The organism is Rhizobium sp. 1399, assembly GCF_031455475.1.
Classification (GTDB): Bacteria; Pseudomonadota; Alphaproteobacteria; order Rhizobiales; family Rhizobiaceae; genus Rhizobium.
The window spans coordinates 408,548-435,391 of record NZ_JAVDSU010000002.1 but is presented as its reverse complement, the minus strand read 5'-3'; the positions used below and the strand labels follow the sequence as shown (position 1 = coordinate 435,391).

Below are 26,844 nucleotides of genomic sequence, written 5' to 3'. Positions count from 1 at the left end.
TGTCGCGTTCGTTGCAGTTTCTTGGGCGGGAGCCCAGCTGATCGGAATGCTTCTCGCGCTATACCAATGACACAGGGATTGAACTCGTGTGAAGTTGCCCGATGTCGTCAACGGGCCGGAATCTCCGGCTAGGGAGAGGTGTTTTTCAAACCTTTCCAAACTGACGAAACAGCACGGAATCGGCATGGGCCTCGCCATTTGCAGGTCTATCGTCGAAGCCCATGACTGAAAAGATCGGCCGGAGCCAATGCGTCGGGCGGCGCGCCGTATTCCGCGTGAGCCTGCCCCTCACTCACAAAAAAACGAACTCAAAGGAGTAAGTATATGGAAGCGATCTACACAGCCAAGGTAACTGCCTTCGGTGGACGTCATGGCAAGATTAGGAGCGACGACGGCATTCTCGACTTACAGCTGGCTATGCCGCAAGCTTTGGGCGGCAAAGGAGGCGCGACCAATCCTGAACAACTTTTCGCGGGAGGCTATGCCGCGTGCTTCGAAAACGCCCTTTTCCGGGCAGCACGGGAAAGCCGTCATCACATTCCCGACGGTGACATCGAGGTAGTTGGTGAAGTTGGGCTCGGCAAGACCGAGAGCGACACGTTCGTGCTGGCTGTTACCCTGCACATCACGATTGCAGGGATTGAACCGGGCCTGATCGACGAGCTTGTCGCGCGGGCTGACGCGATATGCCCATACTCGAATGCCATTCGCGGAAATGTTGAGGTTAGGAAGCTGGCCCACTCTAGGGTCTCGTAATCGAATATCCGATGGGAACAAGCGGCCCCCGTCAGAAAGAGACCTGACGATCATCACTAGTACCTACCACGGAGTGTGGGGGTACCTACACTTTAATTTGGTTTCACTCCAATCCGGTCTGGCCTAACCTAGCACTCATCGCCCGATATCGTCAGCGCAAAGCGTTATGAGGACGGCAAACCCATGGCCTCAGACGAAACGTGCCGAACGCCCGGTCACTCGGCGGCGATCGAAACAGCGGGCCCGGAGCAAACTTCTGATTTTGCAACGTTAGACTCGATTCAGAAATTAATCGGCGACAGCCTTTAACCAGCAGCAACAGAGGAACCGTGATCATGAGATACACTAGCGCATGCATGGCTCTTGCCACACTCCTTCCGCTCGCGACCTTGGCCAATCCCGCAGCCGCAGAACCTGTCAAGAACATCGTTCTCGTGCATGGTGCGTGGGTAGACGGTTCCGGCTGGAAGCCGATCTTCGAAATCCTGACGAAGGAAGGGTTCCACGTTTCGATGGTCCAGGAACCCGAAAGTTCTTTCACCGATGACGTGGCGGCGACGAAGCGCGTCCTCGACATGCAGGACGGCCCTACACTGCTCGTTGGCCACAGTTATGGAGGCTCCATCATCACTGAAGCGGGTGTCCATCCGTCTGTCGTAGGTCTGGTCTATGTCGCCGCCCATGCGCCGGATGTCGGGGAAGACGAAGGATCGCTAGGCAAGAAGACGCCCAGCGTGCTCGCCAAGACGCCGGGCGCGATCAAGAAAACCCCGGATGGCTACACCTATCTCGACCCCGACGAGTTTCCGAAACTGTTCGCTCCTGACCTGCCCCGCGAACAAGCTCTGTTCGGAGCACGTTCACAGGTCCTGGCATCTGCCGAAGTGTTCACCCAACCACTGACCGCGGCCGCGTGGAAGACCAAACCAAGCTGGGCTGTCGTTGCCGGCAACGATCAGATCATCAATCCGGACCTTGAGCGTTGGTACTACAAGCGCGCCAATAGCCACACGGTCGAGATCAAGGGTGCGAGCCACTCGGTCTACGTGTCCCATCCGAAGGAAGTGGCGGCCGTCATCACCGAAGCCGCGCGAAAAGTTGAAACTGAGGCCATGGCGAGCGACAAATAACAGCCGGCCAAAAAGGCTGCCGCCAGGCGGCAGCCCTTCATCCCGCAATTCGGTCCACACCGACGGATCGCATGGTCCACCTTCCAAATGCAGGAGTTTCGCATGCAGTGGCACAAGAACCGTGACGCCAGGGATCAACGCATCGAAGCGGGCCGCAAACTGTCAGCGGGAAAAATCGTCGACGCCCAGGATGCCACTCGCCTGCTTGAGGCCGTCATCCGTAAAGGCGATCGCGTTTGCCTGGAAGGCGACAACCAGAAGCAGGCCGACTTGCTCAGCTCGGCCCTCCTAGCAGTAAATACGGAAAACATAAGCGACCTGCATATGGTACAGTCGGGGGTGGTACTTCCCGAGCATCTCGACCTCTTTGAGCGCGGCGTCGCCACCAAACTCGACTATGCCTACTCCGGTCCGCAGTCGGCCCGCATTGCGGAAATGCTGTTCGGCGGAAAAATTCAACTCGGCGCGGTGCACACCTACCTCGAACTGTTTGCCCGCTATTTTATCGATCTGACGCCCAACGTGGCTCTTATTGCGGCGGTTAGCGCTGATCGCGAAGGCAATCTCTATACGGGTCCGAATACCGAAGACACGCCGACTGTCGTCGAAGCAACTGCTTTCAAGGACGGTATCGTCATTGCCCAGGTCAATGAAATCGTCGCCAAGGTCCCTCGCGTGGACATCCCCGGAGACCGCGTGCACTTCGTGGTTAAAGCCGACAAGCCCTTCTTCGTCGAGCCCCTTTTTACCCGCGATCCGGCGGCCATCACCGAAACCCAGATCCTGACAGCAATGCTTGCCATCAAGGGCATCTACGCGCCCTACGGCGTCAAGCGCCTGAACCACGGCATCGGGTTTAATACGGCTGCCATCGAGCTTCTTTTGCCGACGTTCGGCGAAGCTCTGGGGCTGAAAGGCAAGATCGCAAGCCATTTTGCCCTCAACCCGCACCCCGCACTTATTCCTGCGATCGAATCCGGGTGGGTGGAGCAGATACACTCGTTTGGCTCCGAGGTCGGGATGGAAGACTACATCAGGGCCCGATCCGATGTTTACTTCACTGGGCCTGACGGGTCACTTCGCTCGAACCGCGCCTTCAGTCAGGTGGCGGGCCTTTACGCTTGCGACATGTTCATTGGCTCGACGCTCCAGATCGACTTGGCTGGAAACTCTTCAACGGTGACGACCTCACGGATAGCGGGATTCGGTGGTGCTCCCAACATGGGATCGGATGCTCGCGGTCGGCGGCATCCGAGCGATCCCTGGCTGCAGGCAGGAAGTGAAGCGGACCCCACGGGATTGCCGGCCCTGCGCCGCGGCCGGAAACTCGTCGTCCAGATTGGCGAGACGTTCGGAGAAAAGAACGTCCCCTTGTTCGTCGAGAAGCTGGACGCGCTTGCCCTGGCCGAAAAGCTCAAGCTCGATCTCGCGCCCATCATGATCTACGGGGACGACGTCACTCACATCGTGACGGAAGAAGGCATCGCGAACCTGCTGCTGTGCCGCAACCCGCAGGAGCGCGAACAGGCTATCCGCGGGGTTGCCGGCTACACAGACGTGGGCCGCGCCCGCGACAAGGCGATGGTCAACCAGCTCAGGGGCCGCGGCGTCATTCTCAGACCGGAAGACCTTGGAATCGATCCGCTTCAGGCGGACCGCAATCTGCTGGCAGCACGGTCCATCAAGGACATCGTTCGCTGGTCGGGCGGCCTCTACGTTCCGCCCTCGAAGTTTCGCAACTGGTGATGGGAGCAGTCCATGGAAAACCTCACATTCACACATGCCGTGGCCGACAAGGCCGCGGGCAACACGAAGCAAGCGATTACAGGGGTCGTTGCGTCAGGAAATTTGGAAGTCCTCGTAGAGCGCATCGTTCCTGAAAAGCAGTGCGTTGTCGAGATTCGAACCACAGTTCGAGGGTTCGATCCCGTCTGGCAGGCGGTCGTCGAAGATTTCGTCGAGCGCTTCCAAACGGGCGGCCTGCGGTTCTCGATCAACGATGGCGGCGCGCGACCCGACACCGTGTCGCTTCGCCTGGCACAGGCTTTGCGCCTGATGGAGAAAACAGAGAAATGAACGTTCCAACAAACGCTGCCACCCAAGCCGCCGGCACCGACGCCAGACAAGCCAGCTGGTATGAGTCCTCGGCTCGCTCCCGTGTATCGCTTCTCCTAGACGACGATAGCTTCAACGAGTTTCTCGGCCCGGCAGAACGCGAGATGAGCCCAAATCTCAAGTCCTTCGATCTTCCCGAGCAATTCGATGACGGGATGATTGTTGGACGTGGGCTGATCAAGAGCATACCCGTTTTCATCGCAGCGCAGGAAGGCCGTTTCATGGGCGGGGCTTTCGGCGAGGTTCACGGCGCAAAGCTCACTGGCCTTCTTCGGGCGGCCCGCGATATACGTTCGGTACCAGTCATCATCCTGTTTGATACGGGTGGTGTGCGTCTCCAGGAAGCTAACGCCGGCGAACTGGCGATCGCCGAAATCATGCGTGCGGTCATAGAGGCGAGGATCGCCGGCGTCACAGTCATAGGCCTCATTGGCGGAAGAGCCGGATGCTACGGCGGCGGGGGCCTGATTGCCGGATGCTGCTCCGCTCTCGCAGTCTCCGAGCAGGGCCGCATTTCCGTCTCGGGACCCGAAGTGATCGAGACAAATCGCGGCGTTGAGGAATTCGATTCTAAAGACCGGGCACTCGTCTGGCGCACCATGGGCGGCAAGCATCGCCGTCTGATCGGCGGGGCCGACGGCTTCGTCGATGACACGATCGCAGGTTTCCGGGAGACCGCCCTCAGCCTGTTGGCCGACACTCGGCCGCTCACTCTCCAGACATTGCAGGACGAGCAGAGGCGGCTCGAATGGCGGATTGAACAGTTTGGCAAATCCGCCGATGCGATCGACATCTGGCGGTCCATAGGTATCACCGACGCCGCTTCCATTCCCGAGATGACCTATGCGCGGTTCACGGCCGCCGCTCAAAAAGTACGGAGGCCGAACCATGCAGCTCGCTGATATCCTGGCGTCACTTTTCCCGGACGGTCACAGCATCAAAACCGACCATGGTCTGCTGTACGGTTCGGCTCTGCTTTCGGACGGACAGCAGGCACTTGTCGTAGGCGTTTCGGATCGGGCAGCAGTTGGCGTCGATCAGGCCTCCCTGCTTTCCCGTCACATCCTCGACGACCATTCGGGGACGGGGCCGATCCTGGTGATCGTCGACAGCGATAGCCAAATGATGAGCAAACGCGACGAGTTGCTCGGGCTCAACGAGTTCCTGGCTCATCTCGCCAAATGCCTGATCTTCGCCGATTTTCACGGCCGTCCGACGATCGGCATCCTCTACGGCCACACGGCGGCCGGGGCGTTTCTCGCGACCGCGCTTGCGACCCGTGTTCTCGTCGCGCTTCCTGGCGCGGAGCCTGCTGTGATGGATCTCGCGTCCATGTCAAAGGTGACGAAGCTATCCATCGAAGTTCTGCAGGAAAAGGCTAAGACGACTGCCATCTTCGCTCCCGGATTGGACAATCTCGCGAAAACGGGTGCGGTCCATTTCGTATGGAACGAGCGGGAATCGCTGGCAAGCCAACTGAGCGCGCTTCTGGCCGATCTCCCTGACACAGTCGACAAGCGCGACCTTCTCGGCTTCGAACGGCATGGCCGTACCAAAGCGGCGGAAATCGCGGAGCGCGTCTATGCGATCGCACGCGCTTCCTAAGCTTCGCCCGCTGAAACGCCACGACCTGGTTTATCTCGACCCGGCGAGATGGGATTCCGTGCTTGAAAGGCAGCTGGGATCAGATCGCGCCGATCCTTTGATCCAGTCCTGGGTGCACAGAGAATGGCCGCTCGTGGCGCGCCGGCCCATGGCGCACGAGACGCACGGCATTGCCCTTGGCCTGCCGCTGCCACCATCACTGGAAAAGCGACGCATTCCGTTCGTGGTGGAAGCCGATGACATCCTCGCGATCCACGAACCGACGGCGCTCGCCTGCGCCCGCGGCCAAGCCCCCATGGTATGGCAACGGACCTTCGACGAACTTGAGTTCTTCGCGGCGCATCGCGGTATCGAACTGCAAGTATTCGGCAGCCTCGCTTGGCAGGCGCTGACCGGTCTTGCGTATCTTACAAGCTCGTCGGACATCGACCTGCTGCTGCATGTCCGTTCCCCGGCCGACATAGACCTGCTCTCCTCGGAGATTTCCAGGATCGAGGATGTATCGCCCAGCCGCATCGACGGCGAGTTTATCCGTGACGACGGCCTTGCCGCCAACTGGCGCGAATTCCTGTTCAGGCCGGCCGACGTCATGGTGAAGTCCATGCAGGGCATCGCACTACTCGACCGAAGACGGTTCCTCGCCGGAGATTTTCTCTCATGAATGCCCTCTCCCTTCCTGTCTCCATGTTCGAAGCTTCCGCGCGCTTGACTGTCGATGCGGCGGGCATCGCTTCTCTAGCGAAGAAAAGCCTCCTTCTGGAGGTGGAGACGTGGCCGAAGCCGGGTTTGGTCAGCCATGTGGATTCAGGCAGCCACAGTGACATGGACGCCGGGACGTTTCGCGACAGTGCTTCCGCAATCGAGCCGTATCTCCGGTCTCTTGTGGTCGCCGGCGCAAGTGGCTGTCAAATGACGCATCTCAGGTCCATCGGACTCGCAGCCGAAACGGCGATGCTGTCGGCGACGAACGGCATTAATACTCATCGAGGAGCAATCTTCGGCATGGGTCTGCTATGTGCTGCCGCGGGCGCGAGGGCCAACGGCGTTGTCAGCCCCCGATCGCCGCTTGGCTCCGTCGTCCACGAGCTTTGGGGCCAAAGCATTCTTGCAGGTCCAAGGCTTGCCGATAGTCACGGTGCACAGGCGCAACTTCGCTACGGAGCGGGCGGCGCGCGAGCGGAGGCCGCCAAGGGATTTCCGAGTGTCTACAAGATCGGAATTCCCGCACTACAGGCTGCGCGGCTCAAATCGCCCGACGATCTGGAGGCGCAGAGGGTCGAAACCTGCTTTGCGCTGATCGCAGAGCTGGATGACACCAACCTTCTGCACAGGGGCGGCGAGGAGGGCCTTCGCTTTGCCCAGCGGGCTGCACGTCATTTTCTGGCGACAGGCGGAATCAGCGCCGGTCGCTGGCAACGACGCGCACAATCGATCCACGAAGAGTTCATCACCAGAACACTCAGCGCAGGCGGAGCAGCGGACCTTCTTGCAATGACGCTGTTCGTCGATGAGATAGAGGGACCCTGAAGTCGATGGCCGGAACCATCCTACTCGCGCTGACACCAACTTTTTTCGTGATGTCACTCACGGTGTTCGGCGTGATCACCCTGCCCATTGCCATAATCATACTCTATCCCCGGTAGGTCCAGTCATGACACTTGCCATCTTGTGTTCCGGCCAGGGGAATCAGAACCCGAACATGTTCACCCTGACCGGGGATTGCGCGATGGCCAGCCACCTGTTCGCCAGTGCGACGATGCTGCTGGACCGTGTCGATCCACGCATCATCGTAAGGCAAGAGGCCGAGAATGGGGTCTTCGAAAACCGGACCGCTCAAATCCTCTGCACCCTTCAGTCGCTCGCTGCGATAACCGCGCTGAAGACGAGCATTCCGCAGCGTTCGGTTTTCGCCGGTTACAGCGTCGGAGAGATTGCCGCGTGGGGCGCAGCTGGCGTCTTCCGTCACATTGATACCTTGACGCTTGCTGCGCGACGCGCCGAGATGATGTCTGGGGCTAGCGCGGCAGGTGATGGGCTGGTCTTTATAAGAGGTCTCGCCTACGAGGCGATACGTCGCCTCTGTGAAGAGCACCACGGAGCCATAGCGATAATTAATCCAGATGATGCTTTCGTCGTCGGAGGGGGGCAGGCCTTCCTGGGGGCGATCACGCGGAACGCTAGTGAAGCACACGCCACGCGCATCGTTCGTCTCCCCGTGGAGGTCGCGTCTCACACCCCGCTCCTTTCCGAGGTATCCGCGCAGTTTCGTAGCGCCCTCGAAGGTCCATCCAAGGCGTTTCCACCTATTGCTGGAGCTAGACTTCTGAGCGGGATCGATGGAGCCAGCGTGTCCCGACTGGATCAGGGGCTGGACAAGCTGGCGGCGCAGATTTCGCACACGGTCAGATGGGCGGACAACTTGCAGGGATGCGTCGAAAACGGCGCAACGGCATTCCTGGAACTTGGACCGGGACGCGCGTTAAGTGAAATGGCTGCCACGAGTTACCCGGACATTCCGAGCCGATCGCTCGACGATTTCAAGACGCTGGACGGAGCGCGGGCGTGGATTTCCAGGTGGACATCACGATAGGACAGCCGCTCCAGGTCGGTCGATTCAGAGCGTGGGCATAGCAAATCCACGCCAAAGTCCCTTTGTTGCCCGAGGCGAAGGGCGAGCCGTCGAACAAGCATACATCGCGCTACTTGCCAGTCCTGACGCCAGCCAGTTCCACATCATCCAGCCGCAGGTGATGACATAGAAGAGGGCTATCGAGAATGGCCAGTATATCGCACTGGCGCCGGAAGAGGTCGCCGCCGTACCCGATGGCGACAAGACCTTGAAGATCGAGGCCTTCATTCTCCGTTTACAGATCGATACCACTTATTTCGACAAGCCCTGTTACCTGGCGCCAGACAAGATGGGCACGGCAGGTGGACGGAGGTTCAGTCGAAAAAGCCCGCATCCTCTTCCCTGAGATATCTCCTGGCCCCTTCAGCGTCGATATCGAGGCCGAGCCCCGGCGCTTCCAGCAGGTCCACCATGCTGTCCTTCACGATCTGCGGCGGCAAGCCGATTACCAGATCCTCCCACCAGGGGTCGGAGGCGCTCGGATATTCGAACGCGATGTAATTTGCAGGCAATGTGGCGCAGACATTGATCAACGCGCCGAGGCCTAGCAGACCGTTAGCGGTGCCGTGCGGTGCCATCAGGATCGAGTGCATGTAGGCGTGCTCGGCGACCCATTTAAGCTCGGCAATGCCGCCAATATCGGCCGGATCTGGGCCGATGACGCGCACCGCCTGCGTCTCGATCAGCTCCTTGAAATTGTGCCGCAGGTAGATCTGCTCACCAGTGTGGATTGGCGTCGAGGTGGAGGTTGTCAGTTCCCGATAGGCCTGCGGATTGACCCACGGCACGTAGTCGCCAGTCAGCATGTCCTCGAGCCACATCAAATTGTACTTCTCGACTGCGCGAGCGAACTTGATCGCATCGGGCAGCATCCAGCCCGGGCCGCAGTCGAGCGCCAGGCTGACTTTGTCGCCCAGCACTTCCTTCATCGCGATCACGCAGTCGAGCATGTGATTGAAACCGCGCTCGCTGATCACGCCCTGATCCATGGCACCGTGATAACCGGCCTTCTTCTGCGTCACGCCGTAGTGGAAGTCCTCGATGGTGTCCTTCATGTTCGAGTGGAACGAGATTCCTTGCTTGACCATGAAGAAGTTCTGCGGCTGCTCCATCATCCATTTGACATCAGCGGCGTAATCCTCCGGTCGGTCGCCCGTGCGTTTCTGGCGGACAGAGCCGTTGTATACGCGCACCTTGTCCCGCACCTTGCCGCCGAGCAGTTTATAGACGGGGATTCCCGCGGCCTTGCCAGCAATATCCCACAGCGCATGCTCAATAGCGCTCACCGCCGCGCCGTACGGCTTGAAAGAGCCGCGTTGGCGGATCTTCAGCATTACTCTCTCGACATCGGTCGGGTCTTCGCCGATCAGCGCCTCGCGGAAGTGCAGCACAAAGGGCTTGAGGTAGGACTTGGTGAACTCGACTTCACCCAAACCATAAAGGCCCTCGTCGGTTACGATGCGGACAATCGGGTGTTTGCCGATAACGGCGCAGCGCAGATCGGTGATCTTCATCTTCGTTCCTTTTCGCCTTAGCTCCAGGTGCGATCCCAGGAATACTCATCGTCCCAGCGATCGGTAGGCTGCCAAATGCCGGTGACGCCCGGCTGCAGATGCTGCGCGATCACCTCGTCGACGACATCGTCAATCCCAAGGCCCGGCTTATCCGAAACAGTGATGAAGCCGTTCTTGACCAGCGGCTTGGGAAGGCCCGTGACGATATCGTCCCACCAGTCGACATCGGCGGAATGGTATTCGAGCGCCATGAAATTTTCGGTCGCGGTCGCGACATGTGCCGCGGCCATCGCGGCGATTGGACTTTCTGCCATGTGGATAGCCATGGCGACACCACGGTCCTGCGCCATATCGCCGATCTTCTTGGTCTCGAGGATGCCCCCACTGGTGAGCAGGTCCGGGTGGATAACGGAGACGCCACCGCTGTTGAGCAGAGGCTCGAAACCCTCCTTAAGATATATGTCCTCGCCAGTGCAGATCGGTATCGTGGTGGCGTCCTGCAGTTGTCGGTATTGTTCGGTATATTGCCAGGGGATCACATCCTCGAGCCAGGCTGGCACGTATTTTTCAATTCGCCTGGCAAGGCGAATGCCGTTCTGCATAGAGATATGGCCGATATGGTCGATCGCAAGCGGCACATCCATGCCGATAACTTCACGAACCTCGGCGATGTATTGCTCAAGCAGGTCGAGGCCCTTGTCGGAAAAGTGCAGGCCGGTAAACGGGTGCGGGACGTTATGCAAATCGTATGAAGCGTTGCGGAGACGCCGCTCTTCAATGGTCTTCAGCGGCCCGCGACTGGGACCGTCGCGGTATCCTTCAAGTGAGCCGGCAGGAAATACGACCGCACCGGGCACATCCGCGATCTGCATCAATCCCAAATCCATCTTGAGGAAGGTGAATCCGAGCTCCATGCGCTGCTTGAGGCGCTTACCGGTCTCAGTACCGCTCGGCACGGTAGCGTCGGTATCGCAATAGACGCGCACTTTCTCGCGAAACCGGCCACCGAGCATCTGGTAGATAGGGACGCCATAGGCCTTGCCGGCAAGATCCCACAACGCGATTTCAACCGACGATACGCCGCCGCCTTGCCGGCCGTGCCCGCCGAACTGCTTGATGCGGCGAAACAGGCGGTCGATGTCGCAAGGGTTCTCGCCAAGCAACCGGCTCTTCAGCATCAGTGCGTAGGTGGCGCTGGCGCCGTCGCGCACCTCGCCAAGCCCGACGATGCCCTGGTTGGTGTAAATCTTAAGCAGCACTGAGGTGAACGGCGCGCCGACAATTTCGGCGACCCGCATGTCGGTGATGCGAAGGTCGGACGGCTTGGAATGCGTGTTCACCCGATTGAGCGCCTCGTCGGCTCCATGTGCCTCTGGCATGATTTATCCTCGTTCTGGTCGGGGGGAGCTCGTCGTCGCGCACGCTGAGGCGGCGTAGAGCGTTGCTAGCTAGTCGAGCTCTATCTCGTGATTTTGAAGGTAGTCGCGGTTCATTTCGACGCCGAGACCAGGCTTGGGCGTAAGCTTGAGGCTGCCGTTCGAAACATCGAGTGGTCTGTCGATGAGGTGATCGTATTTGCCCAGGTTCCACTCCGACGTTTCAAGTTTGTAGAAATTGGGAACGGTCATCATCACCTGCGCTCCCGCAACCACGTTGATTGGCCCTGCAGCGTCATGCGGCGAGACCGGGATGTAATAGGCTTCGCAGAGCGCGGAAATCTTCTTGAGTTCGGTAATGCCGCCCGTCCAAGTGACATCAGGCATGATGTAGTCGGCGAGCCTGCTTTCGAGCACCGGCACGAAATCCCACTTCGTGTGGCCGCGCTCGCCCCACGAGATCGCGGCGCTGACCTTCTCACGGACCTGTCTGAGAGCGTTGAGGCTCTCCGGTGGACAGGGCTCCTCGAACCAGTCGATCTGACCAGCTTCCTCGAGGCTCCGACAAAGGCGAATGGCGGTGGGAACGTCGAACCGGCCATGCGCATCGATGAGGATGTCGACATCAGCGCCCGCCGTCTGGCGGATCAGAGCCGTCAGTTCGGCGGCTTCGCGCTCATCCTTGCGGGTCATGCTGCCATCGAGATAGCCGTCCCGCTGCTCGCGAGCCTCTCCGCCGGCGGTGCGACCCTGCTGGGGAAAAGGATCGAACTTGAGCGCAGTGTGGCCCGAGTCGACGATGTCTCGAATTTCCTGGACCACAGCCTCCTTGCTGGTAAACTTGCGTTGGTTGGGATGGGTGTAGAGCGAAATTTCATCGCGTACCGGTCCGCCCAACAGCTCGTAAATCGGCTTGCCGAGAACTTTGCCGCGGATGTCCCAAAGGGCGATATCGATGGCGCTTACGCATTCGACTGCCGCACCGCGACTGCCCATATAAGTGAAGCTACGGAATATCTTGTGCCACAGATACTCGATCCGCGCCGGGTCCTCGCCTGTCAAAGCGGCACCGATCTGGCGAAGGATCGTGCAGAGGGCGCGATTGGCAAGCCTTGTGGTGGTGGTGATCTCTCCCCAGCCGCTCACCCCGTCGTCAGTCGTCACTTCGACGAACAGGAACTCTCCCCAATAGGAAGCATCGGATCTGATTAACCACGGCCGAACGCTGGTGATTTTCATCTCAACTGCCTTTAACTGAAGTGGTCGGGATAACTATATTCAGGTTGTGGATTCTATCCTGCTCGAGCGGCATTACGCGCACGCATGTGCTCGAGGATGTGCCGGCCGGAGCCTTCGACATGGCGTGCAATGAGTTCGGCTGCCTCGTTCGCATGTCCCGCTTTTACATGCGCGATGAGCTCGCGATGCTCGCTAAGGATTGCGGCACGCCGGGCGAGCGTGAAGTCGAAACGCCGACTTACGGCTCGAAGCACTTCGCGATGCTTCCACCAAAGCTCGGCGGCATGGCGGTTGTAGTGCTTCTGGTACATTACCGTGTGAAAGGCGGTGTCCAGTTCGCTGTGTCTGAACGGGTCGGCGAAGTTGTTCTCTTCAATCAGGCCTTGGATGCGTTCGAGTTCAGCAATGTCCTCGACGGTGGCCATATTCACGAACCATTTCGTCAGTGCCGGCTCGATCAAGACCCCGATCTCATAGATGTCCCTAACGAAATCCTGATCTATGGGCCGGACACGCGCTCCGCGGTTGGGGACGAAGGTGACGAAGCCCTCCCCGCGCAACAGTTGCAGAGCCTCGCGCACGGGGTTGGTCGAGGTGCCGTGGCGCCGGGCGAGATCGGTGACAACAAGCCGCTCGTTGGCAGCGAGCCGCCCTTCGATGATGTCATCCCTGATCAGTTGATAAAGCGAGGCGCCCTCACTGGAGGCCCCGATAGCGTCGATGCCTTCGGGTGGCTGTGCTTTAAAATCGCTCGTTTCGGCCAAAATTGTCCCCAATGAATACACACATTGTTCGGATATCACGCGAAGCTTCTTTAAACAATGTACGATTTCTCTGATTGACAGGCAATCTACGATCTGAAAACGTATGATCAGGTCGAAGGGATACATTAGGGGAAGTCCCGCGGCCGGAGAGCAAAGACCGCTCGCCTCGATGCGGAGCGGCATGGGAGAAAACCTGGGAGGTTACCTATGACGAGGATTTCACTCGGCCGTGCCATCCTGTGCGGCACTGTCTCGACTGCTTTGATGGTATCGTTGATGTCCGTGTCTGCGATGGGTGCGCCGGTCGACCTGAGCAAGTGGTCGCCGGAATACGTTCGCTCCATCGCCGGCACACAAGATTTTGACACGGCCGGCGATTGCGCCAAGGTCACTCCGCTCGACTATAAGGGGCGACTGACTTTCTGGTATCAGGGCGTCTTCGAGGGCGACCCCGACCTCCTGCGCCAGTATTACAAGGACTTCTTCGAGACCTTTCGCAAAACCTATCCGAACATCCAGCTCGAGGAACAAGCCCTCACCTATAACGACCTGCTGGACAAGTTCCGGACCGCACTCCTTGGCAATGCAGCGCCCATGGCGGTCCGCCTGCAAATCCTTGGTGGCACCGAGTTCGCCGCAAAGGGCTATTTGCAGCCGCTCAAACCCGAGGATGTAGGGTATTCGACCGAGGATTTCTGGCCCGGCGCAATGAAGGCTGTAACCTGGGACGGGGTGACCTACGGCATTCCAACCAACAACGAGACGATGGCGTTCATCTGGAACGCCGACATCTTCAAGCGTGCAGGCCTCGATCCGGACAAGGCTCCGGCAACCTGGGACGACGTCGTCAAAGATTCCAAGCAGATCCACGACAGGCTCGGCATTGCCGGTTACGGCCTCGTGGCGCGCAAGAATGCGGGCAATACGCCGTACCGTTTCATGCCGCAGCTGTGGGCTTATGGCGGCGGCGTCTTCGATGAAGCTACCGCCAACCCAACCTATAAAGAGGTCGAGCTCAATAGCCCGCAGAGCAAGGCGGCATTGCAAGCCTCCTACGATATGTATGTTCGCGACAAGTCGGTTCCGGTTTCGGCACTCACCAACCAGCAGGCCGACAACCAGCCCCTCTTCCTGGCTGGCCAGCTAGGCATGATGATCTCGCACCCGTCCGACTATAACGTCATGCTCGACCTCCAGAAGAAGACGACGGGCAGCGACAAGGACAAGGCGCAGACCGTCATCGACAACATGCGCTACGGCCTGATTCCGACCGGCCCCGACGGCAAGCGTGCCGTCGTGTTTGGCGGCTCCAACATTCACATCCTGAAGCCGGAATATGTCGAGGGCGGCAAGGTAGACGAGCCAGCTGCAAAGGCTATCATCTGCATGTGGACGAGCCCCGAATGGTCGCTGAAGATGGCCTATGCCGGCTCGAACCCGGGAAACCTTAACGGCTTCAAGACCAAATGGATGAAGGAACGGCTGGACAGTATCAAGTTCCTTGATGTCACGACCTCGATGCTGCCATATGGAATCCCCTTCCCGGCGCTGCCACAGTCTCCCGAGATCATGAATATTATCGTCCCGGACATGCTGCAGAATGCCCTGACCGGAGCCATGACCGTCGACCAAGCAGCGGACGACGCAGCCAAGAAGGTAAAAGACCTGACGGACGGCGGACTCTAGTCCAGGCTTGCCGATCTCACCGGCTGCGCCTCGATTGCAGCCGGTTTCTTCCGAAGAATAAGGGCAGGGCACAGTGACGATCTTGACTGGCAAGGCCGAGGTTCGCCGAAGACTGCACCCCGATAGGTCCGGCGTGCTGCGAAAGATTTGGGAGCATCGCGCTGACTACGCGTATGTGCTTCCTGCGATCGCCGTGATGCTCATCGTTATAGCCTACCCTATCTACTACACGATCGAGCTGTCGTTCTTTAATACACCACCTGGCCTTCAGCTCCGGGACAAGATTTTCGTCGGCTTCGACAACTACGTCGCCATTCTCACAAGTCCGGTGTTCTGGACGGTCACCTCGAACACTCTTATCTGGACACTGGCATCCACTTTTGTCTCATTTGTGCTCGGATTTGCCTGTGCCCTGGCGCTCCATCGCGACTTTATCGGCCGCGGCATCCTGCGGGCCATCCTGATCATTCCCTGGGTCATCAGCGCGGTCGCCGCGTCCTATATCTGGAAGTGGATCTACCATTCGGACTTTGGGATCATTGGCGCGGTGCTGGTCGGCCTCGGGTTGGCCGACCGACCGCCGAATTTCATCGACAGCGTCAGCACGGTGCTGCCCTCGCTGATCGTCGTCAATATCTGGCGAGAGTTTCCGTTTGCTATGATCATGATGATGGCTGGGCTGCAGACGGTTCCCGATCAGTTGCTGCGCGCAGCAAAGGTCGACGGCGCCAATGCATGGCAACGGTTCTGGCACGTCACCTTTCCGCACTTGAGAAACGTCTCGACGGTGACGATCCTTCTCTTGGCAGTGGCCAACTTCAATTCTTTCATCATCCCCTGGATCATGACCGGCGGTGGTCCGTCGAACGCATCGCATATATGGATCACCCATATTTATGAGCTGGCCTTCGGCCGCCAGCGCTGGGGCGTGGCATCAGCCTATTCGGTGCTGCTGTTCCTGATCCTGATGTCGCTCGGCTATTTCTACGTCCGTGCGCTAAGCGGCAATGAACGGAAGGATGGAAACGAATGAGCGCGATTGCCGAGACTGCTCGTCGGAGCCAGGCGCGTCGCCGTACCCGCATCGATGGATGGCGGTGGGGCGGACGCATCTTCCTCGTGTTCATGCTGCTTTACACCGCATTACCGATGATCTGGATGCTGATCACCTCGATCAAGTCCGGCTTCGCGGCCATGCAATTCCCGCCGCAATGGTGGCCGGACCAACCGACCCTTGCCAGCTACCAAAAGCTGCTCGATCCGCAAAACAGCGTCGGCCAGGACTTCCTCCGCTTCTTCTGGAACAGCCTTTTCGTCTCCACCGCCACGACCATCCTTTCGGTGATCGTGGCAGTTCCTGCGGCCTACGCGTTTTCGCGCTTCACCTTCCCGGGCCGGAACTTTCTGTTCTTCGCCGTCCTGCTTCGCAACATGTTCCCGGCAGTGATTTTTCTCGTGCCGCTCTTCATCCTGATGCGCGCGATCGGGCTGGTGAACACGCATGGGTCGCTCATCCTCACCTACCTCACATTCGGCCTGCCGCTGGCAATCTGGCTCCTGAAGGGCTTCTACGACAACATCCCGGTGCAACTCGAGCAGGCTGCGCGCATCGACGGCGCAACGCGGTTCCAGGCCTTTGTCCTCATCGTGATGCCGCTCTCGGCGCCAGGAATCATCGCCACGGCGATCTATTCCTTCATCGGAGCGTGGAACGAGTACATCTACGCCTACACCTTCCTCTCCAAGAACGAGCAGTTGACACTGCCGGTCGGCATTCAGCGCTTCTTCTCGGAAAATACAACGGACTTTCCGGGCCTGATGGCGGCGAGCTTCATGATGAGCGTGCCCGTCGTGGTCCTGTTCCTTGTCCTGCAGCGATACTTCGTACGCGCTCTCACGGAAGGCGCAGTCAAGCACTAGGGAGTTGCCGGTGGCCCACGTGGTCCTCAAAGATCTGGTCAAGACCTATGGCAGCTTCAAAGCTGTCAACAATGTTTCGCTGACGGTCAACGACGGCGAATTCGTTGCACTCGTCGGCCCCTCAGGCTGCGGCAAGACAACCACGCTCAATCTTGTGGCGGGGCTCATCCCCATCACATCTGGCGATATCGTCATCGGCGACAGGGTGGTCAACGACCTCGACCCCAAGGACCGGGACATCGCAATGGTGTTCCAGAACTACGCGCTCTACCCGCAGAAATCGGTCTACAAAAATCTGGCGTTCCCGCTGCAGATGCGCAAACTGCCAAGGGACGAGATCGACAAGAAGGTCAAGGAAGCAGCGCGCGTGCTCGACATGACGCAACTGCTCGAGCGCAAGCCGCGCGAACTTTCGGGCGGGCAACAGCAGCGCGTGGCGCTGGGCCGCGCCCTCGTTCGCGATCCGGCGGTATTCCTGATGGATGAACCACTCTCCAACCTCGACGCAAAGCTGCGCGTGCAGATGCGCTCCGAGATCAAGCGTTTCCACCAGGACCTCAACGCGACGATCATCTACGTGACGCACGACCAGCTCGAAGCGGTAACCATGGCCGACAGGATGGCGGTGATGAACGGCGGCTACTTGCAGCAATACGATACACCGGCGCAGGTCTTTGCCCATCCTGTGAACATGTTCGTCGCCAGCTTCGTCGGCAGCCCGGCGATGAGCCTTGTTCCGCTGGAGGCATCAACGGCAAACGGCAACACTGTGTTGACGAGCGCGGAGGGCTGGCGCCTCGAACTCTCGCCGGAAAACGCTCAGAAGGTCTCGAGGGCAACAACCAAGAAAGTCGTGCTCGGCGCACGACACTCGACGATCAGGCTGCATAAGAGTGCGATACCTGGAAGCGTCCCTGCCAAGGCCTACACGGTGGAGCCGACCGGAGACGTCACTTTCGTGCAGGCGTTCTTGTCCGGCGCCATCGTCAACGTCAGCGTGCCGCCGACCATTGCGGTGGCGCCCGACGAACAAATTTGGCTCGAGTTCGATCAGGAACGGATGCATCTTTTCGACGGCGAAACAGAAATGGCGCTCAAGGCCAACTAAGACCGTGCGGGTGCGTGTGAAACGAGGGCGTGGATGACTGCGAAGCTTAAGATCACGGCGATCAAGCCCTATCCAGTATGGGTAGGAACGCGCAATCAGATGCTGGTCAAGGTCGAGACCGACGATGGCATCTTCGGCTGGGGCGAGAGCGGCCTGAGCGGGCGCGAGAAGGCCGTGACCGGCGCGATCGAGCACTATCGCGAATTTCTCATCGGCCGCGACCCGATGCAGATTGGTCGGATCTGGCAAGAAGTTTATCGCAGCCAATATTTCGAAGGTGGGCGGGTTCTGCAGGCGGCGATTTCGGCCATCGACATTGCCCTTCACGACATCAAGGGCAAGGCGCTGGGGGTGCCGGCCTACGATCTGTTGGGCGGCAAGCAGCGCGACCGCATTCCGACCTTCGCCTCGACCGGTGACGAGGCCGAGGGCGATGTTGCCATCGAACGGGCCCGCGAACTACGCGCCCAAGGGTGGCAGGCGATCCGCTTCTTCCCCATCGGGCAAAACAGCAGGGATATCTTTGAGCCGCGGGAGTCGATCGGGCCTACCGCACGAATGCTGAACAAGGCGCGTGAAGCGCTGGACGACGACGTCGTCCTCGGCATCGACTATCATCATCGGCTGTCGGTGGCAGAGGCGGCGAGCTTCTGCAACAAGCTCGACCGTGGCGTGCTTGATTTCCTCGAGGAGCCGATACGAGACGAAACGCCGGAGGCTTACCAATCCCTGCGCACGATGACCGACATCCCGTTCGCCATCGGCGAGGAATTTGCCAGCAAGTGGCAGTTCTTGCCCTATATCGAGCGGGGCATCCATCAGTTCAACCGGGTCGATGTTTGCAATGTGGGCGGGCTTACTGAAGCGATGAAGGTCGCGGGCTGGAGCGAGGCGCACTATGTGGACCTGATGCCGCACAATCCCCTCGGCCCAGTCTGCACGGCCGCGACCATCCATCTCGCCGCCGCGGTCGCGAATTTCGCTTGGCTCGAGACAAGGGCGCCCGAAGCAACGCTGGGCTTCGATAATTCCGACTTCTTCCCCGTGCAACCACGGCTAGACGGCCCCGACTATCCGGTCAGCGATCTGCCGGGGCTCGGCGTCGAGGTCAACGAAGAGGCGGTCAAGGCGGAGAGCTTTCGTTTCTGGGAAGCGCCTCACCTGAAGCGCCGCGACGGTTCTGTCACAAACTGGTAGTTTCATTCACCCGGAGCCTAAAATGACGCACACGCCCGACATTACGCGACCGCCCAAAGAGCTGATCGACGCACTGAAGGAAATCGGCGCCGCGACGGTTTCCGGCACGCTTGGCCACATGGGCTTCCGCAATCCGCACATGGTCGGTCCCGTGGCGCAGAATCGCGGGAAATCGATTGTCGGCCCGGCCCTGACGCTTCAATTCCTGCCGCAGCGGCCGGACCTCTTCACCGAGGGAGAATATGCAGATCCGGAGACGCAGTTGCACCGCCATGTGCTTTATCACGCGCAGGAGGGCGATGTGGTCGTGGTCGACGCGCGCGGCGACATGAGTTCGGGCGTCTTCGGCGACATGATGTCGACCTATTTCAAAGGAAGAGGCGGCGCTGGCATCGTGATCGATGGCTGCATGCGCGATCGGCCTAATGTCGAGAAGCTAGATCTACCTTTATGGCTGCGCGGCTGGACGCCCAACTATCATGTGCAGACTGGCATCTATCCAAACGCCGTCAACGTTCCGATTGCCTGCGGCGGTGTCACGGTAATCCCCGGAGACATCATTGTCGCCGACGATGACGGGGTGGTGGTGCTTCCAGTCGCAATGGCCTCGAAGGTAATCGAAGAATCGCAAAAGCATCACGATTGGGAGGAGTTCTCGCGAGTGAAGCTTATGGGAGGCGGGTCGTTGCAGCGCTACTATCCGCTGCATGACGATGCCCGCGCAGAGTACGAAGAGTGGCGCAAAACAAACCGGCTGGGAACAACTTAGCCAATGGATTACCTAGGCGGCGGAGAACTTCCTGGAGTATCGCCGGCGTCTACACAAAAAGCACGGAGTCGAATTTCGCCACCCAGATTTCCTGCCGCCTCTACAGGTCATGATACTATCGTCCAGGAAGTCCCGTCGCTCAGGATCATCGACGATGCCCTGTGAAAAAAGGTAAAGAAGCGACAGGTGAATTGGCGCGGGGGGTGATCTCGGTCGGCGATGTTTCCTGAATCGTATGACATGATGGCCATGTCAATCGGCACAGGTGCCGAGGATCGGTGTCATGAGCTTCACGTGCGCATCAATCCGCTCGAGCACCTTTTGAGGAACGACCTCACGCTCTGGCAGCGACCACCAAAACTGGTTGACGCGTTCAACGGTTTCGGTCACCGTTTTAAGCACGGCAGCTTCCGGCAGGCGTGCTCGATTGGCGAAGGCCTTCCATCGCTGGACGTTTATCGCCTTGAAAGAGCGCTCTCCTGCAAGCGACAGCGCCATGGCATCCACCGGGATATATGGAACGGTCGAGAGCACGTCGTAAACAGGAGCTAGTGCCGGCTTGTTACCCGCACCGTAATAGATCAGCGACCAGTTCTTGAGATGCATGTCGCCATTGCCGGTGATGGCGGCCAAAGCCAGCCGGCGGACGAATTCGAGGGTAGCCACGGACGAGACGGCAACACCAAGTGCTGCGGCAATATCGTGATAAGCCGCGCCTTGGTATTTGCGCGAAGGATAGATACCGAACACCTGAGCGAAATCCTCGATATGGATCCGCTCGCCGCCGGCGCCGCGATCGAAGCGTTTGACGAGAAGGACTTTTCCATCGGACAGCGTTTCGAACTCTTCCGGAACTCCCTCGAATGCCGATTGCTCCACGAGTTCGCGTTCCGGCACGTCCATGCCGATCGCTTCAGCCAAAGCGAGATTGGCATATTCGTTTTCCGAGACACCGGGAAACGATGTCGACGGAAACTTGGCAATATACGAACCCTGCTCATCCCCCAGCGGTATAGTCAGGCCGCCACCCTTACCCATGTTCTTGATGACAGAGAGCTTCATCTGCACGCCGGCGAGCGAAAACCGGGCCTTCGGTTTGGGACGGAATAGATCGTCGACACGAGCAATCGTATCTTCGGTCGGTACGACGCGGACGGCACCCGGAAGATCCGACCCGAGCGCGACAAGCAGATCGAAATCGTTTCCGGCGCGGACACTGCCTGCATGGTGCTTTTCCATCGCCTCGCGCAGCTTGTCCTCTGGAAGAAGATTGGCAAAAAACGCCGGCAAAGCTCTGGCTACCGGCCTGGGATCCTTGCGCAACCCTCCGGTTGCCGCTCGGAAAGAGAGACTGAGCACAGGAAAGCCGCCTGTCGCGCGATAACTTTCCTCGAAGCTGAACGCGTTGAAGTCGCCAGGTGTCCTGACAATCGTACCGACTTTCAGATCGTTCAGCAACACCTCAAGCGATGAGATGGATCTTGGATCGATAGGAGCCTCAGGCATCGGCGTCACCGTCAGAGCTGGCTAAGAAGGCAGGTATATCATCGTCGTCATCATGCGGCTGCAATAGAGCACCGACCGCCGGAACCATTGCCTGCGGAATGAGCATCAGTTCGAGACCAAGCGCACGAGCAATGTTGATCAGGGTTGTCGTGCGGGCCGCGCTGCTTCCAGTCTCGATTTCGCGATACCGCGGACGCGATATGCCCGCCATCTCGGCGACCTGTTCTTGAGTGAGCCCCAGGCCTTTGCGGGCTGCCTTCAACAGTTGACCTATTTCCAGAAGAGCTTCTGATGCCGGCTTCATCGTAACACCTAAACAGATCATTTTCTTCGCGATGATACGTATAAATATCCTAACTCGCCGAGATCGTCGAGAAAGAAGATACCAATAGGGATCATATCAGCGAGTTTGATCCATTTATGTATCATTTATTGTGGCAGTCATGCGATTGCGGCGCGAGCGCCACGACCGTAAAACTCGCCCACGGCGTCGCGACGACCCCGCTGCAGGCGGCGTCTGCGGCCGCATCTCTTATCAACGGCGGCAATCTCATTTCGCCGACCTTCCTACCACGGTCGCCGGAACAGGCCGCAACACTGTCGCGAAATGTCACCAAGCAAAGCATGAGCGCGGGTATGTCACCCACTTTCCTTCCCCGTAGCCGCGCCGAGGCGACGGCGACCAGCGCATTGGCGGGTGAAGTCGTCAACGACAGCCAGGACCCGAAAGCGACGACCATCCGTGAAAGCGTCGCTGACGAAATCGAGGCTCCAGCACTCATTGGGACGCGACGGCAATGCCAAAGGCCGTCGCGTTCCCAAGGCACGCTTGCGACCGCCACGTTTGCGCACGGTCAGCTTCTCTTCCCGATAGAGACGCCAGAGCTTCTTCAGGTTCATGATGATCCCCTAGCCTTGACGCCTGCGCTCACGCGGGCCGTGCGTTCCTCACCCGGCCGCTTGTCGGTGACACTGCGGCGAATGCCAAAAGGTAGAAAACCTTGATGGCGTTGACAAAAATCTCTTTGCGCAAATATTTTATCGTTAATGCGGAAAATATATCTGGCTTTTCCAGAACTTTTATTGAATATCCAATATCGGCAAGGCTTTTGGCGTCGTTCAATACTGCATATCTCAGGTGATTGGGATGTCGGTTCACATACGCAGCAAGGCCATATACGTGTTCACGGATGCGCGAATGCTTCCGGCAGCCTGCTGCGCGCTTCTATCTGTCGAACGCAACAGTCAAAAGAACGATATCAAGCTGATCATTGTCGGCATCGATTTGCCTGAGGACCAGAAAGCTCGGGTTGCGACCTTCAACGCCGTCAACGGCATCGATATCGACATCATCGATTTCACCTTTCCCACCGATACGCCCGAGACGGAAGGCCGCTGGCACAAGTCGACGCTTGCGCGCCTCTATCTCGACAAGCTGATGGGCGAGGAGCTGGAGCGCGTTCTTTACCTTGATGCGGATATATTGGCAGTCGGCAATGTCGATCCACTCTTCGATGTCGATCTCAACGGCAAGGCGATCGGTGCGGTTGACGACTACCTCATTGCCTTCCCCGACAAGATCGGACGGCTGGAGCGGGAACTCGGCCTCGACCCGGGGGCGGGATATTTCAATGCCGGCGTCTTTCTCATGGATTGCGCCGCCGTCCGGGCCGGCGGCTTTTTCGAGATGGCACGTTCGCTGCTCAGATCAGGGCAATGCTTTGCCTCCAACGACCAGGATATTCTCAATATTGTCTTTCGCGGGACGTGGCAACGGCTGGACAACCGGTGGAATGTCCAGACCGGGATCATGCCGTATATCCGTGATGCTGTGCTCCTGCATTTCACCGGACGTCGCAAGCCGTGGCATTTTTCGGTGCAGGCTGGGCAGTCGGTCTATGCCGAGATCTATTCAAACATGCTTTCGAAAACGCCGTGGTCGGGATTTGTCAGCCAGCGCAGCGGCTTCCGAAAGGCTGCCGACTATCTCCTGGCGCTCGGCAAGCGCGTCGGCGCGATAAACCGCTCCCAGCAACTGAAGGCACATTTTGCCGCGAGTGGGGTCCCTAGGGCCGAAAGGAACCCCGGATCCGAAAATTCCGGAAGCCACGTCTTTCACACACAGGGCGCCGATGCGTGGCGCGCATTCTTCAATCGCTATTCGCACATTGTTCTGGTCGCCAATAGCGAGGCGCTTGATCCGCAGCGGATGCGGACGGAGCTTCCCGGCAATGCGTTGTTCGTCTTCTTCAACAAAGTCTACAAGGTTCTCGACGACAGTTTCCCCGGGCATGCCATTCTTGTGGCGCGCAGCGGCATGATGGGCGCCAATATCGTCCATCGGCGGGAGGTGGACGAGGTCCTGAAATTCTTCACTTCCGACAAGTTTCTCGGCGTTCTGAATATCCGTACGGCACCAGAAGAGCGCTTCAGCCCCGTCGGCGCATTCAACGGTGCGATAGTGATGTACAGCGATCTCGAGACGCTGATGGCGGAGCACTATCCGCCGGACAAGATCCCGACGAGCGGCTTTGCGCTGGTTGCGTGGATGCGGGAGCTTCAGCTGACACCGAAGATTGTGCTCGCCGGATTTTCCGGGAAACGGAGCGCGCGCTGGAAGGTCTTCGACGTTCATGACTGGACATTCGAGCGGATCTATTTCAGGCTTCTGGCGCGAAGAGGTGTCATCGCCAGCGCCGAACATGCCCGGCCGCCACGCTTCGATCTTCTGACCCGGCATTTTCCGGATGCGAAAAGCGAGGAGATCCAGGCGGCGATCAACGATGCACTCTCCACGCGGCTCGATCACGCGCTGACCCTCATCGACGGCCTGATGTCACTAACCAAATGGCAACGCGCGCTCGATCAGGCCTTCCGCAAGGCGCGGCCAAAAACCCGCAAGCAGCGCGCGCTCGACCGCCCAAAGAAGCAAGCTTCCTGAAGGCAACACATAATTCGTCCCAAGGAGAAATTGATATGGCCGATATCGTCAACATCTATGTTGGTTTTGATTCAAAGGAAGTTGTCGCCCATCACGTGCTGTCGCAAAGCATTCTGGAAAAATCGAGCGTGCCGGTGAGAATCACGCCGATCTACTTGCACAATATCGAAAGCACGTTTACGCGTGAACGCAACGCCCTGCAGTCGACCGAGTTCTCCTTCTCGCGCTTCCTGACGCCCTATCTCAGTCGGTATGAGGGATGGAGCCTGTTCATGGATTGCGACATGCTTGCGCGGACGGATATTGCCGAACTCTGGGCGCTGCGCGATGAGCGCTATTCCGTCATGTGCGTGAAGCACGATTACCAGCCGAAGATCGAAACGAAGTTTCTCGGCCAGGTGCAGACGAAATACGAAAAGAAGAATTGGTCGAGCCTGATCCTCTTCAACAATACGAAATGCAGGGCGCTCACGCCCGATTATGTCAACACCGCAACCGGGCTGCAGTTGCACCAGTTCAAGTGGCTCGACGGTGACGATCTGATCGGCGAGTTACCGATCACCTGGAACTATCTTGTCAACGAATATGACAAGCGCGATGACGCGAAGATCGTGCATTTCACAGATGGCGGACCCTATTTCGACGAATACAGGAGCGACGATTACGCCGAGGAATGGTTCGCGACACGCGAGCGCATGCTACACGTCCAGCAGCGTGGCTGACCGGCATGCAGGGCGGATGGGGCGCTTACCGAAGGCCAGTCTCCAAAAACGGAGTAACTTCGGGGCGAGCAGGCCTGGTGACCTTGCCCCAGGTTTTATCCAATATCGTGTTCTCTCCAGCGGCCTGCCTAACGGAATGTCCTCCGACTTTCGTCTGAAATACCCATGGTGTGAAACCTGGCCTGGAAAAGGCAAACAGGATTTCGCGGGCTAAGACGGCCGGGAAATCGTCGCTCGAATTCAGCTCGACATTACGACTAGCGGCAAAAGTAACTGGTGGCGCTGTAGGGCGGATTTGCGTTCGAGGTCCGGCACAGAGCCATGCCGCAGCAAGGCTGGGCTGAGACCGCGTGAGGCTTTCCGAGCGGCCGAGGATCATTACGACAAGCTGAAGAAACTTCACGGTCGATGACGGCGATAGGAGGACGCACCATACTTCAGGTACCGAAGCCATTGCTGCGTTGCGCGCGAAATTTGGAGACGCGCCGAAACACCTTTGATGATGCATCGGCCGTACCACACCAGCCTGACGATGCAGGGTTGCAGCTTGCAATTTTTTCGCGGAGGATGCGTTGCGACATGTAACGCAGCGGGCCTGGAGGTTCTATCGTGAACGATGGAAACCCCTTTGTTGAAGTTGTGCTGGATGGCTTGGTAGCCGTCTTTATCTTCCTTAGTGCGGCAACCGTAATCGCGATGGCAGCAGCATTTGCCTCTCTCATCAGTCATGTTGCTGGAATTGTGCACGACCCAGGCGCGACAGGCTCGCTGTTTGCAACATCCGGTATTCTTTTACTGTCAACTATCTTGTCGTTCTCGCCTCAATAGCGGCTCAACGTCTCAGCGTCGGCTGGTGCCGACTGAAAAGCCGCGAAGGTTACCCAAGCCGAGTTGGCCAGCGGATCGGTCAGCGCCCGACGTTCGTTTCAAAATTTGAGCTGGATAGAAGGCGCCTCGACGCGGCAGAGGGGTGCGCGCTCCGGCGGGACCATCCGGCGGAGATCACATGGAAGCTTGAAGGCGAAGTATCATCACAATCAGCGCGAAGTCGCGCATGCCCTCCACCTTTGAGGATGTCATCGACGTTATGGGGGAATGGGATTGGTTCGGGGCGCTGAAGTCCCGTCCCGACATTTCCGGCCGCAGCGCCGGAGCGCGATTTGTACGCGCCAATACGCGCCGCGCCGGTGGGCGGTTTTCGCCCACTGGATTGTGATCCTTCTTCGCTGTACAGCGAGAACGTATCAGTTGCCGAGCCCATCACTTTTAGGTGCAATTTTATGACAAGAAAAGTTTATCTCGCTGGCCCCGAGGTCTTCCTTCCCAACGCCCGTGAGATCCTCGACCGCAAGGCAGCACTTGCCCGTGAGGCCGGACTTCTCCCGCTCTCACCCGGCGATCTGGAAATCCCGCACACGAACTCGAAGCGCGAGCGGGCCGCAGCGATAAACGCGGTGGACGAGAAGATGATGATCCAGGCTGACGCAATCATCGCCAATCTGACGCCCTTTCGTGGCATTGCCGCCGATACCGGGACGGCCTTCGAACTCGGCTTCATGTGCGCAAGCGGTAAGCCTGTATTCGCTTACACGAATGTGGCACGCGATCACAGCGGACGAGTGAGCGATCTTTATGGCGGGGCCGTCGCGTATGATGCGGAAGGTCGACTACGTGACCCGAACGGGATTGCGATCGAGGATTTCGGCCTGGCCGACAATCTCATGCTGCACGCCGGGATTGAGCGACGCGGTGGCGTCCTCATCATCGGAGACGCAGCGCGGGATGCGCTCTATACGGACCTTGCCGCGTTCAGGACGTGTCTTGCCGTCGCCGTTGAGAAGCTGCGCTAAAGTGCTCAATCCCGGCA

The 26,844-nt window shown here is 58.7% G+C and carries 26 protein-coding genes and 2 pseudogenes; 21 read left to right on the top strand and 7 right to left on the bottom strand.

Features of this window, described 5'->3' with window-relative positions:
* Positions 1-324 precede the first annotated feature (324 nt).
* The 10 genes and pseudogenes from J2X71_RS08085 to J2X71_RS08040 all read left to right on the top strand — a co-directional run.
* Positions 325-756, top strand: coding sequence for an organic hydroperoxide resistance protein (locus J2X71_RS08085; RefSeq protein WP_310380939.1), 432 nt, complete (start codon positions 325-327; stop codon positions 754-756).
* Positions 757-1,091: 335 nt separating this feature from the next.
* Positions 1,092-1,886 carry an alpha/beta hydrolase gene (locus tag J2X71_RS08080; RefSeq protein WP_310380936.1) on the top strand — a complete coding sequence of 265 codons (795 nt, stop codon included), beginning with the start codon at positions 1,092-1,094 and terminating at the stop codon, positions 1,884-1,886.
* Between the two features lie 102 nt (positions 1,887-1,988).
* Positions 1,989-3,632: a malonate decarboxylase subunit alpha gene (gene mdcA, locus J2X71_RS08075; protein ID WP_310380933.1), complete on the top strand. Its 1,644-nt coding sequence runs from the start codon at positions 1,989-1,991 to the stop codon at positions 3,630-3,632.
* 12 nt (positions 3,633-3,644) lie between these two features.
* The gene (gene mdcC / locus J2X71_RS08070) at positions 3,645-3,962 is read left to right on the top strand and encodes a malonate decarboxylase acyl carrier protein (RefSeq protein WP_310380931.1); all 318 of its coding nucleotides are present in this window, start codon (positions 3,645-3,647) and stop codon (positions 3,960-3,962) included.
* The gene (locus J2X71_RS08065) at positions 3,959-4,903 is read left to right on the top strand and encodes a biotin-independent malonate decarboxylase subunit beta (protein WP_310380928.1); all 945 of its coding nucleotides are present in this window, start codon (positions 3,959-3,961) and stop codon (positions 4,901-4,903) included. Before mdcC ends, J2X71_RS08065 begins: the two co-directional genes overlap by 4 nt.
* A complete protein-coding gene (locus J2X71_RS08060; protein ID WP_310380925.1) occupies positions 4,890-5,606 on the top strand; it encodes a biotin-independent malonate decarboxylase subunit gamma in 717 nt (238 codons plus the stop codon). The genes J2X71_RS08065 and J2X71_RS08060 overlap by 14 nt, the downstream gene beginning before the upstream one ends.
* A complete protein-coding gene (gene mdcG, locus J2X71_RS08055; RefSeq protein ID WP_310380922.1) occupies positions 5,545-6,267 on the top strand; it encodes a malonate decarboxylase holo-[acyl-carrier-protein] synthase in 723 nt (240 codons plus the stop codon). Before J2X71_RS08060 ends, mdcG begins: the two co-directional genes overlap by 62 nt.
* Positions 6,264-7,133: a triphosphoribosyl-dephospho-CoA synthase MdcB gene (gene mdcB, locus J2X71_RS08050; protein WP_310380919.1), complete on the top strand. Its 870-nt coding sequence runs from the start codon at positions 6,264-6,266 to the stop codon at positions 7,131-7,133. The genes mdcG and mdcB overlap by 4 nt, the downstream gene beginning before the upstream one ends.
* A 124-nt stretch (positions 7,134-7,257) precedes the next feature.
* Positions 7,258-8,196: an acyltransferase domain-containing protein gene (locus J2X71_RS08045; RefSeq protein ID WP_310380917.1), complete on the top strand. Its 939-nt coding sequence runs from the start codon at positions 7,258-7,260 to the stop codon at positions 8,194-8,196.
* Positions 8,197-8,374: 178 nt separating this feature from the next.
* A pseudogene (locus J2X71_RS08040) lies at positions 8,375-8,533 on the top strand (Ku protein); the annotation flags it as partial.
* A gap of 16 nt (positions 8,534-8,549) precedes the next feature.
* On the opposite strand, the gene J2X71_RS08035 reads toward J2X71_RS08040, so the two are convergent.
* The 4 genes from J2X71_RS08035 to J2X71_RS08020 form a co-directional block, all read right to left on the bottom strand.
* Positions 8,550-9,749 carry a mandelate racemase/muconate lactonizing enzyme family protein gene (locus J2X71_RS08035; protein WP_310380915.1) on the bottom strand — a complete coding sequence of 400 codons (1,200 nt, stop codon included), beginning with the start codon at positions 9,747-9,749 and terminating at the stop codon, positions 8,550-8,552.
* A 17-nt stretch (positions 9,750-9,766) separates the two neighbouring features.
* Complete coding sequence (locus J2X71_RS08030) at positions 9,767-11,128, bottom strand: mandelate racemase/muconate lactonizing enzyme family protein (RefSeq protein ID WP_310380913.1); 1,362 nt, start codon at positions 11,126-11,128, stop codon at positions 9,767-9,769.
* Positions 11,129-11,197: 69 nt separating this feature from the next.
* Positions 11,198-12,364 carry a mandelate racemase/muconate lactonizing enzyme family protein gene (locus J2X71_RS08025; protein ID WP_310380910.1) on the bottom strand — a complete coding sequence of 389 codons (1,167 nt, stop codon included), beginning with the start codon at positions 12,362-12,364 and terminating at the stop codon, positions 11,198-11,200.
* A 53-nt stretch (positions 12,365-12,417) separates the two neighbouring features.
* Complete coding sequence (locus tag J2X71_RS08020) at positions 12,418-13,128, bottom strand: GntR family transcriptional regulator (RefSeq protein WP_310380905.1); 711 nt, start codon at positions 13,126-13,128, stop codon at positions 12,418-12,420.
* A 207-nt stretch (positions 13,129-13,335) separates the two neighbouring features.
* Here J2X71_RS08020 and J2X71_RS08015 point away from each other — a divergent pair, with 207 nt between their 5' ends.
* The 6 genes from J2X71_RS08015 to J2X71_RS07990 all read left to right on the top strand — a co-directional run bounded on the left by J2X71_RS08015 (position 13,336) and on the right by J2X71_RS07990 (position 19,808).
* On the top strand, positions 13,336-14,814 hold the full coding sequence (locus tag J2X71_RS08015; RefSeq protein ID WP_310380902.1) for a sugar ABC transporter substrate-binding protein: 1,479 nt from the start codon (positions 13,336-13,338) through the stop codon (positions 14,812-14,814).
* 73 nt (positions 14,815-14,887) lie between these two features.
* The gene (locus tag J2X71_RS08010; RefSeq protein ID WP_310380900.1) at positions 14,888-15,847 is read left to right on the top strand and encodes a sugar ABC transporter permease; all 960 of its coding nucleotides are present in this window, start codon (positions 14,888-14,890) and stop codon (positions 15,845-15,847) included.
* Complete coding sequence (locus J2X71_RS08005; RefSeq protein ID WP_310380897.1) at positions 15,844-16,734, top strand: carbohydrate ABC transporter permease; 891 nt, start codon at positions 15,844-15,846, stop codon at positions 16,732-16,734. The genes J2X71_RS08010 and J2X71_RS08005 overlap by 4 nt, the downstream gene beginning before the upstream one ends.
* A 10-nt stretch (positions 16,735-16,744) precedes the next feature.
* Positions 16,745-17,842, top strand: a complete 1,098-nt coding sequence (locus tag J2X71_RS08000) for an ABC transporter ATP-binding protein (protein ID WP_310382168.1) — start codon at positions 16,745-16,747, stop codon at positions 17,840-17,842.
* Positions 17,843-17,875: 33 nt separating this feature from the next.
* A complete protein-coding gene (locus tag J2X71_RS07995; RefSeq protein WP_310380894.1) occupies positions 17,876-19,039 on the top strand; it encodes a mandelate racemase/muconate lactonizing enzyme family protein in 1,164 nt (387 codons plus the stop codon).
* Positions 19,040-19,061: 22 nt separating this feature from the next.
* Positions 19,062-19,808, top strand: coding sequence for a ribonuclease activity regulator RraA (locus tag J2X71_RS07990; protein ID WP_310380891.1), 747 nt, complete (start codon positions 19,062-19,064; stop codon positions 19,806-19,808).
* A 252-nt stretch (positions 19,809-20,060) separates the two neighbouring features.
* Here the strand turns inward: J2X71_RS07990 and J2X71_RS07985 are convergent, their stop codons facing one another.
* The 3 genes and pseudogenes from J2X71_RS07985 to J2X71_RS07970 all read right to left on the bottom strand — a co-directional run.
* Positions 20,061-21,314 carry a HipA domain-containing protein gene (locus tag J2X71_RS07985; RefSeq protein WP_310380888.1) on the bottom strand — a complete coding sequence of 418 codons (1,254 nt, stop codon included), beginning with the start codon at positions 21,312-21,314 and terminating at the stop codon, positions 20,061-20,063.
* Positions 21,307-21,618 carry a helix-turn-helix transcriptional regulator gene (locus J2X71_RS07980; protein WP_310380885.1) on the bottom strand — a complete coding sequence of 104 codons (312 nt, stop codon included), beginning with the start codon at positions 21,616-21,618 and terminating at the stop codon, positions 21,307-21,309. Before J2X71_RS07980 ends, J2X71_RS07985 begins: the two co-directional genes overlap by 8 nt.
* 383 nt (positions 21,619-22,001) lie before the next feature.
* Positions 22,002-22,223, bottom strand: a pseudogene (locus J2X71_RS07970) (IS3 family transposase); the annotation flags it as partial.
* Positions 22,224-22,461: 238 nt separating this feature from the next.
* On the opposite strand from J2X71_RS07970, the gene J2X71_RS07965 reads away from it, so the two are divergent.
* The 5 genes from J2X71_RS07965 (at position 22,462) to J2X71_RS07945 (ending at position 26,827) form a co-directional block, all read left to right on the top strand.
* Positions 22,462-24,255: a glycosyltransferase family 8 protein gene (locus J2X71_RS07965; RefSeq protein ID WP_310380881.1), complete on the top strand. Its 1,794-nt coding sequence runs from the start codon at positions 22,462-22,464 to the stop codon at positions 24,253-24,255.
* Between the two features lie 35 nt (positions 24,256-24,290).
* Positions 24,291-24,977: a glycosyltransferase gene (locus J2X71_RS07960; RefSeq protein WP_310380879.1), complete on the top strand. Its 687-nt coding sequence runs from the start codon at positions 24,291-24,293 to the stop codon at positions 24,975-24,977.
* 609 nt (positions 24,978-25,586) lie between these two features.
* A complete protein-coding gene (locus tag J2X71_RS07955) occupies positions 25,587-25,805 on the top strand; it encodes a hypothetical protein (protein ID WP_310380877.1) in 219 nt (72 codons plus the stop codon).
* 226 nt (positions 25,806-26,031) lie between these two features.
* Positions 26,032-26,193, top strand: a complete 162-nt coding sequence (locus tag J2X71_RS07950; RefSeq protein WP_310380874.1) for a hypothetical protein — start codon at positions 26,032-26,034, stop codon at positions 26,191-26,193.
* A gap of 64 nt (positions 26,194-26,257) precedes the next feature.
* Positions 26,258-26,827, top strand: a complete 570-nt coding sequence (locus tag J2X71_RS07945) for a nucleoside 2-deoxyribosyltransferase (protein ID WP_310380871.1) — start codon at positions 26,258-26,260, stop codon at positions 26,825-26,827.
* The last annotated feature ends 17 nt before the right edge of the window (positions 26,828-26,844 follow it).

Bases quoted from the DNA above. Each gene is read 5' to 3' on its own strand.
- mdcB (WP_310380919.1), top strand. From the start codon at position 6,264: ATGAATGCCCTCTCCCTTCCTGTCTCCATGTTCGAAGCTTCCGCGCGC.
- J2X71_RS08015 (WP_310380902.1), top strand. From the start codon at position 13,336: ATGACGAGGATTTCACTCGGCCGTGCCATCCTGTGCGGCACTGTCTCG.
- J2X71_RS07965 (WP_310380881.1), top strand. From the start codon at position 22,462: ATGTCGGTTCACATACGCAGCAAGGCCATATACGTGTTCACGGATGCG.
- J2X71_RS08060 (WP_310380925.1), top strand. From the start codon at position 4,890: ATGCAGCTCGCTGATATCCTGGCGTCACTTTTCCCGGACGGTCACAGC.
- J2X71_RS08005 (WP_310380897.1), top strand. From the start codon at position 15,844: ATGAGCGCGATTGCCGAGACTGCTCGTCGGAGCCAGGCGCGTCGCCGT.
- J2X71_RS07990 (WP_310380891.1), top strand. From the start codon at position 19,062: ATGACGCACACGCCCGACATTACGCGACCGCCCAAAGAGCTGATCGAC.
- J2X71_RS07995 (WP_310380894.1), top strand. From the start codon at position 17,876: ATGACTGCGAAGCTTAAGATCACGGCGATCAAGCCCTATCCAGTATGG.
- J2X71_RS08025 (WP_310380910.1), bottom strand. From the start codon at position 12,364: ATGAAAATCACCAGCGTTCGGCCGTGGTTAATCAGATCCGATGCTTCC.
- J2X71_RS07950 (WP_310380874.1), top strand. From the start codon at position 26,032: ATGCCCTCCACCTTTGAGGATGTCATCGACGTTATGGGGGAATGGGAT.
- J2X71_RS08035 (WP_310380915.1), bottom strand. From the start codon at position 9,749: ATGAAGATCACCGATCTGCGCTGCGCCGTTATCGGCAAACACCCGATT.
- mdcA (WP_310380933.1), top strand. From the start codon at position 1,989: ATGCAGTGGCACAAGAACCGTGACGCCAGGGATCAACGCATCGAAGCG.
- J2X71_RS08085 (WP_310380939.1), top strand. From the start codon at position 325: ATGGAAGCGATCTACACAGCCAAGGTAACTGCCTTCGGTGGACGTCAT.
- J2X71_RS08080 (WP_310380936.1), top strand. From the start codon at position 1,092: ATGAGATACACTAGCGCATGCATGGCTCTTGCCACACTCCTTCCGCTC.
- mdcG (WP_310380922.1), top strand. From the start codon at position 5,545: ATGGCCGTACCAAAGCGGCGGAAATCGCGGAGCGCGTCTATGCGATCG.
- J2X71_RS07945 (WP_310380871.1), top strand. From the start codon at position 26,258: ATGACAAGAAAAGTTTATCTCGCTGGCCCCGAGGTCTTCCTTCCCAAC.
- J2X71_RS08030 (WP_310380913.1), bottom strand. From the start codon at position 11,128: ATGCCAGAGGCACATGGAGCCGACGAGGCGCTCAATCGGGTGAACACG.
- J2X71_RS08065 (WP_310380928.1), top strand. From the start codon at position 3,959: ATGAACGTTCCAACAAACGCTGCCACCCAAGCCGCCGGCACCGACGCC.
- J2X71_RS08045 (WP_310380917.1), top strand. From the start codon at position 7,258: ATGACACTTGCCATCTTGTGTTCCGGCCAGGGGAATCAGAACCCGAAC.
- J2X71_RS07985 (WP_310380888.1), bottom strand. From the start codon at position 21,314: ATGCCTGAGGCTCCTATCGATCCAAGATCCATCTCATCGCTTGAGGTG.
- mdcC (WP_310380931.1), top strand. From the start codon at position 3,645: ATGGAAAACCTCACATTCACACATGCCGTGGCCGACAAGGCCGCGGGC.
- J2X71_RS07980 (WP_310380885.1), bottom strand. From the start codon at position 21,618: ATGAAGCCGGCATCAGAAGCTCTTCTGGAAATAGGTCAACTGTTGAAG.
- J2X71_RS07960 (WP_310380879.1), top strand. From the start codon at position 24,291: ATGGCCGATATCGTCAACATCTATGTTGGTTTTGATTCAAAGGAAGTT.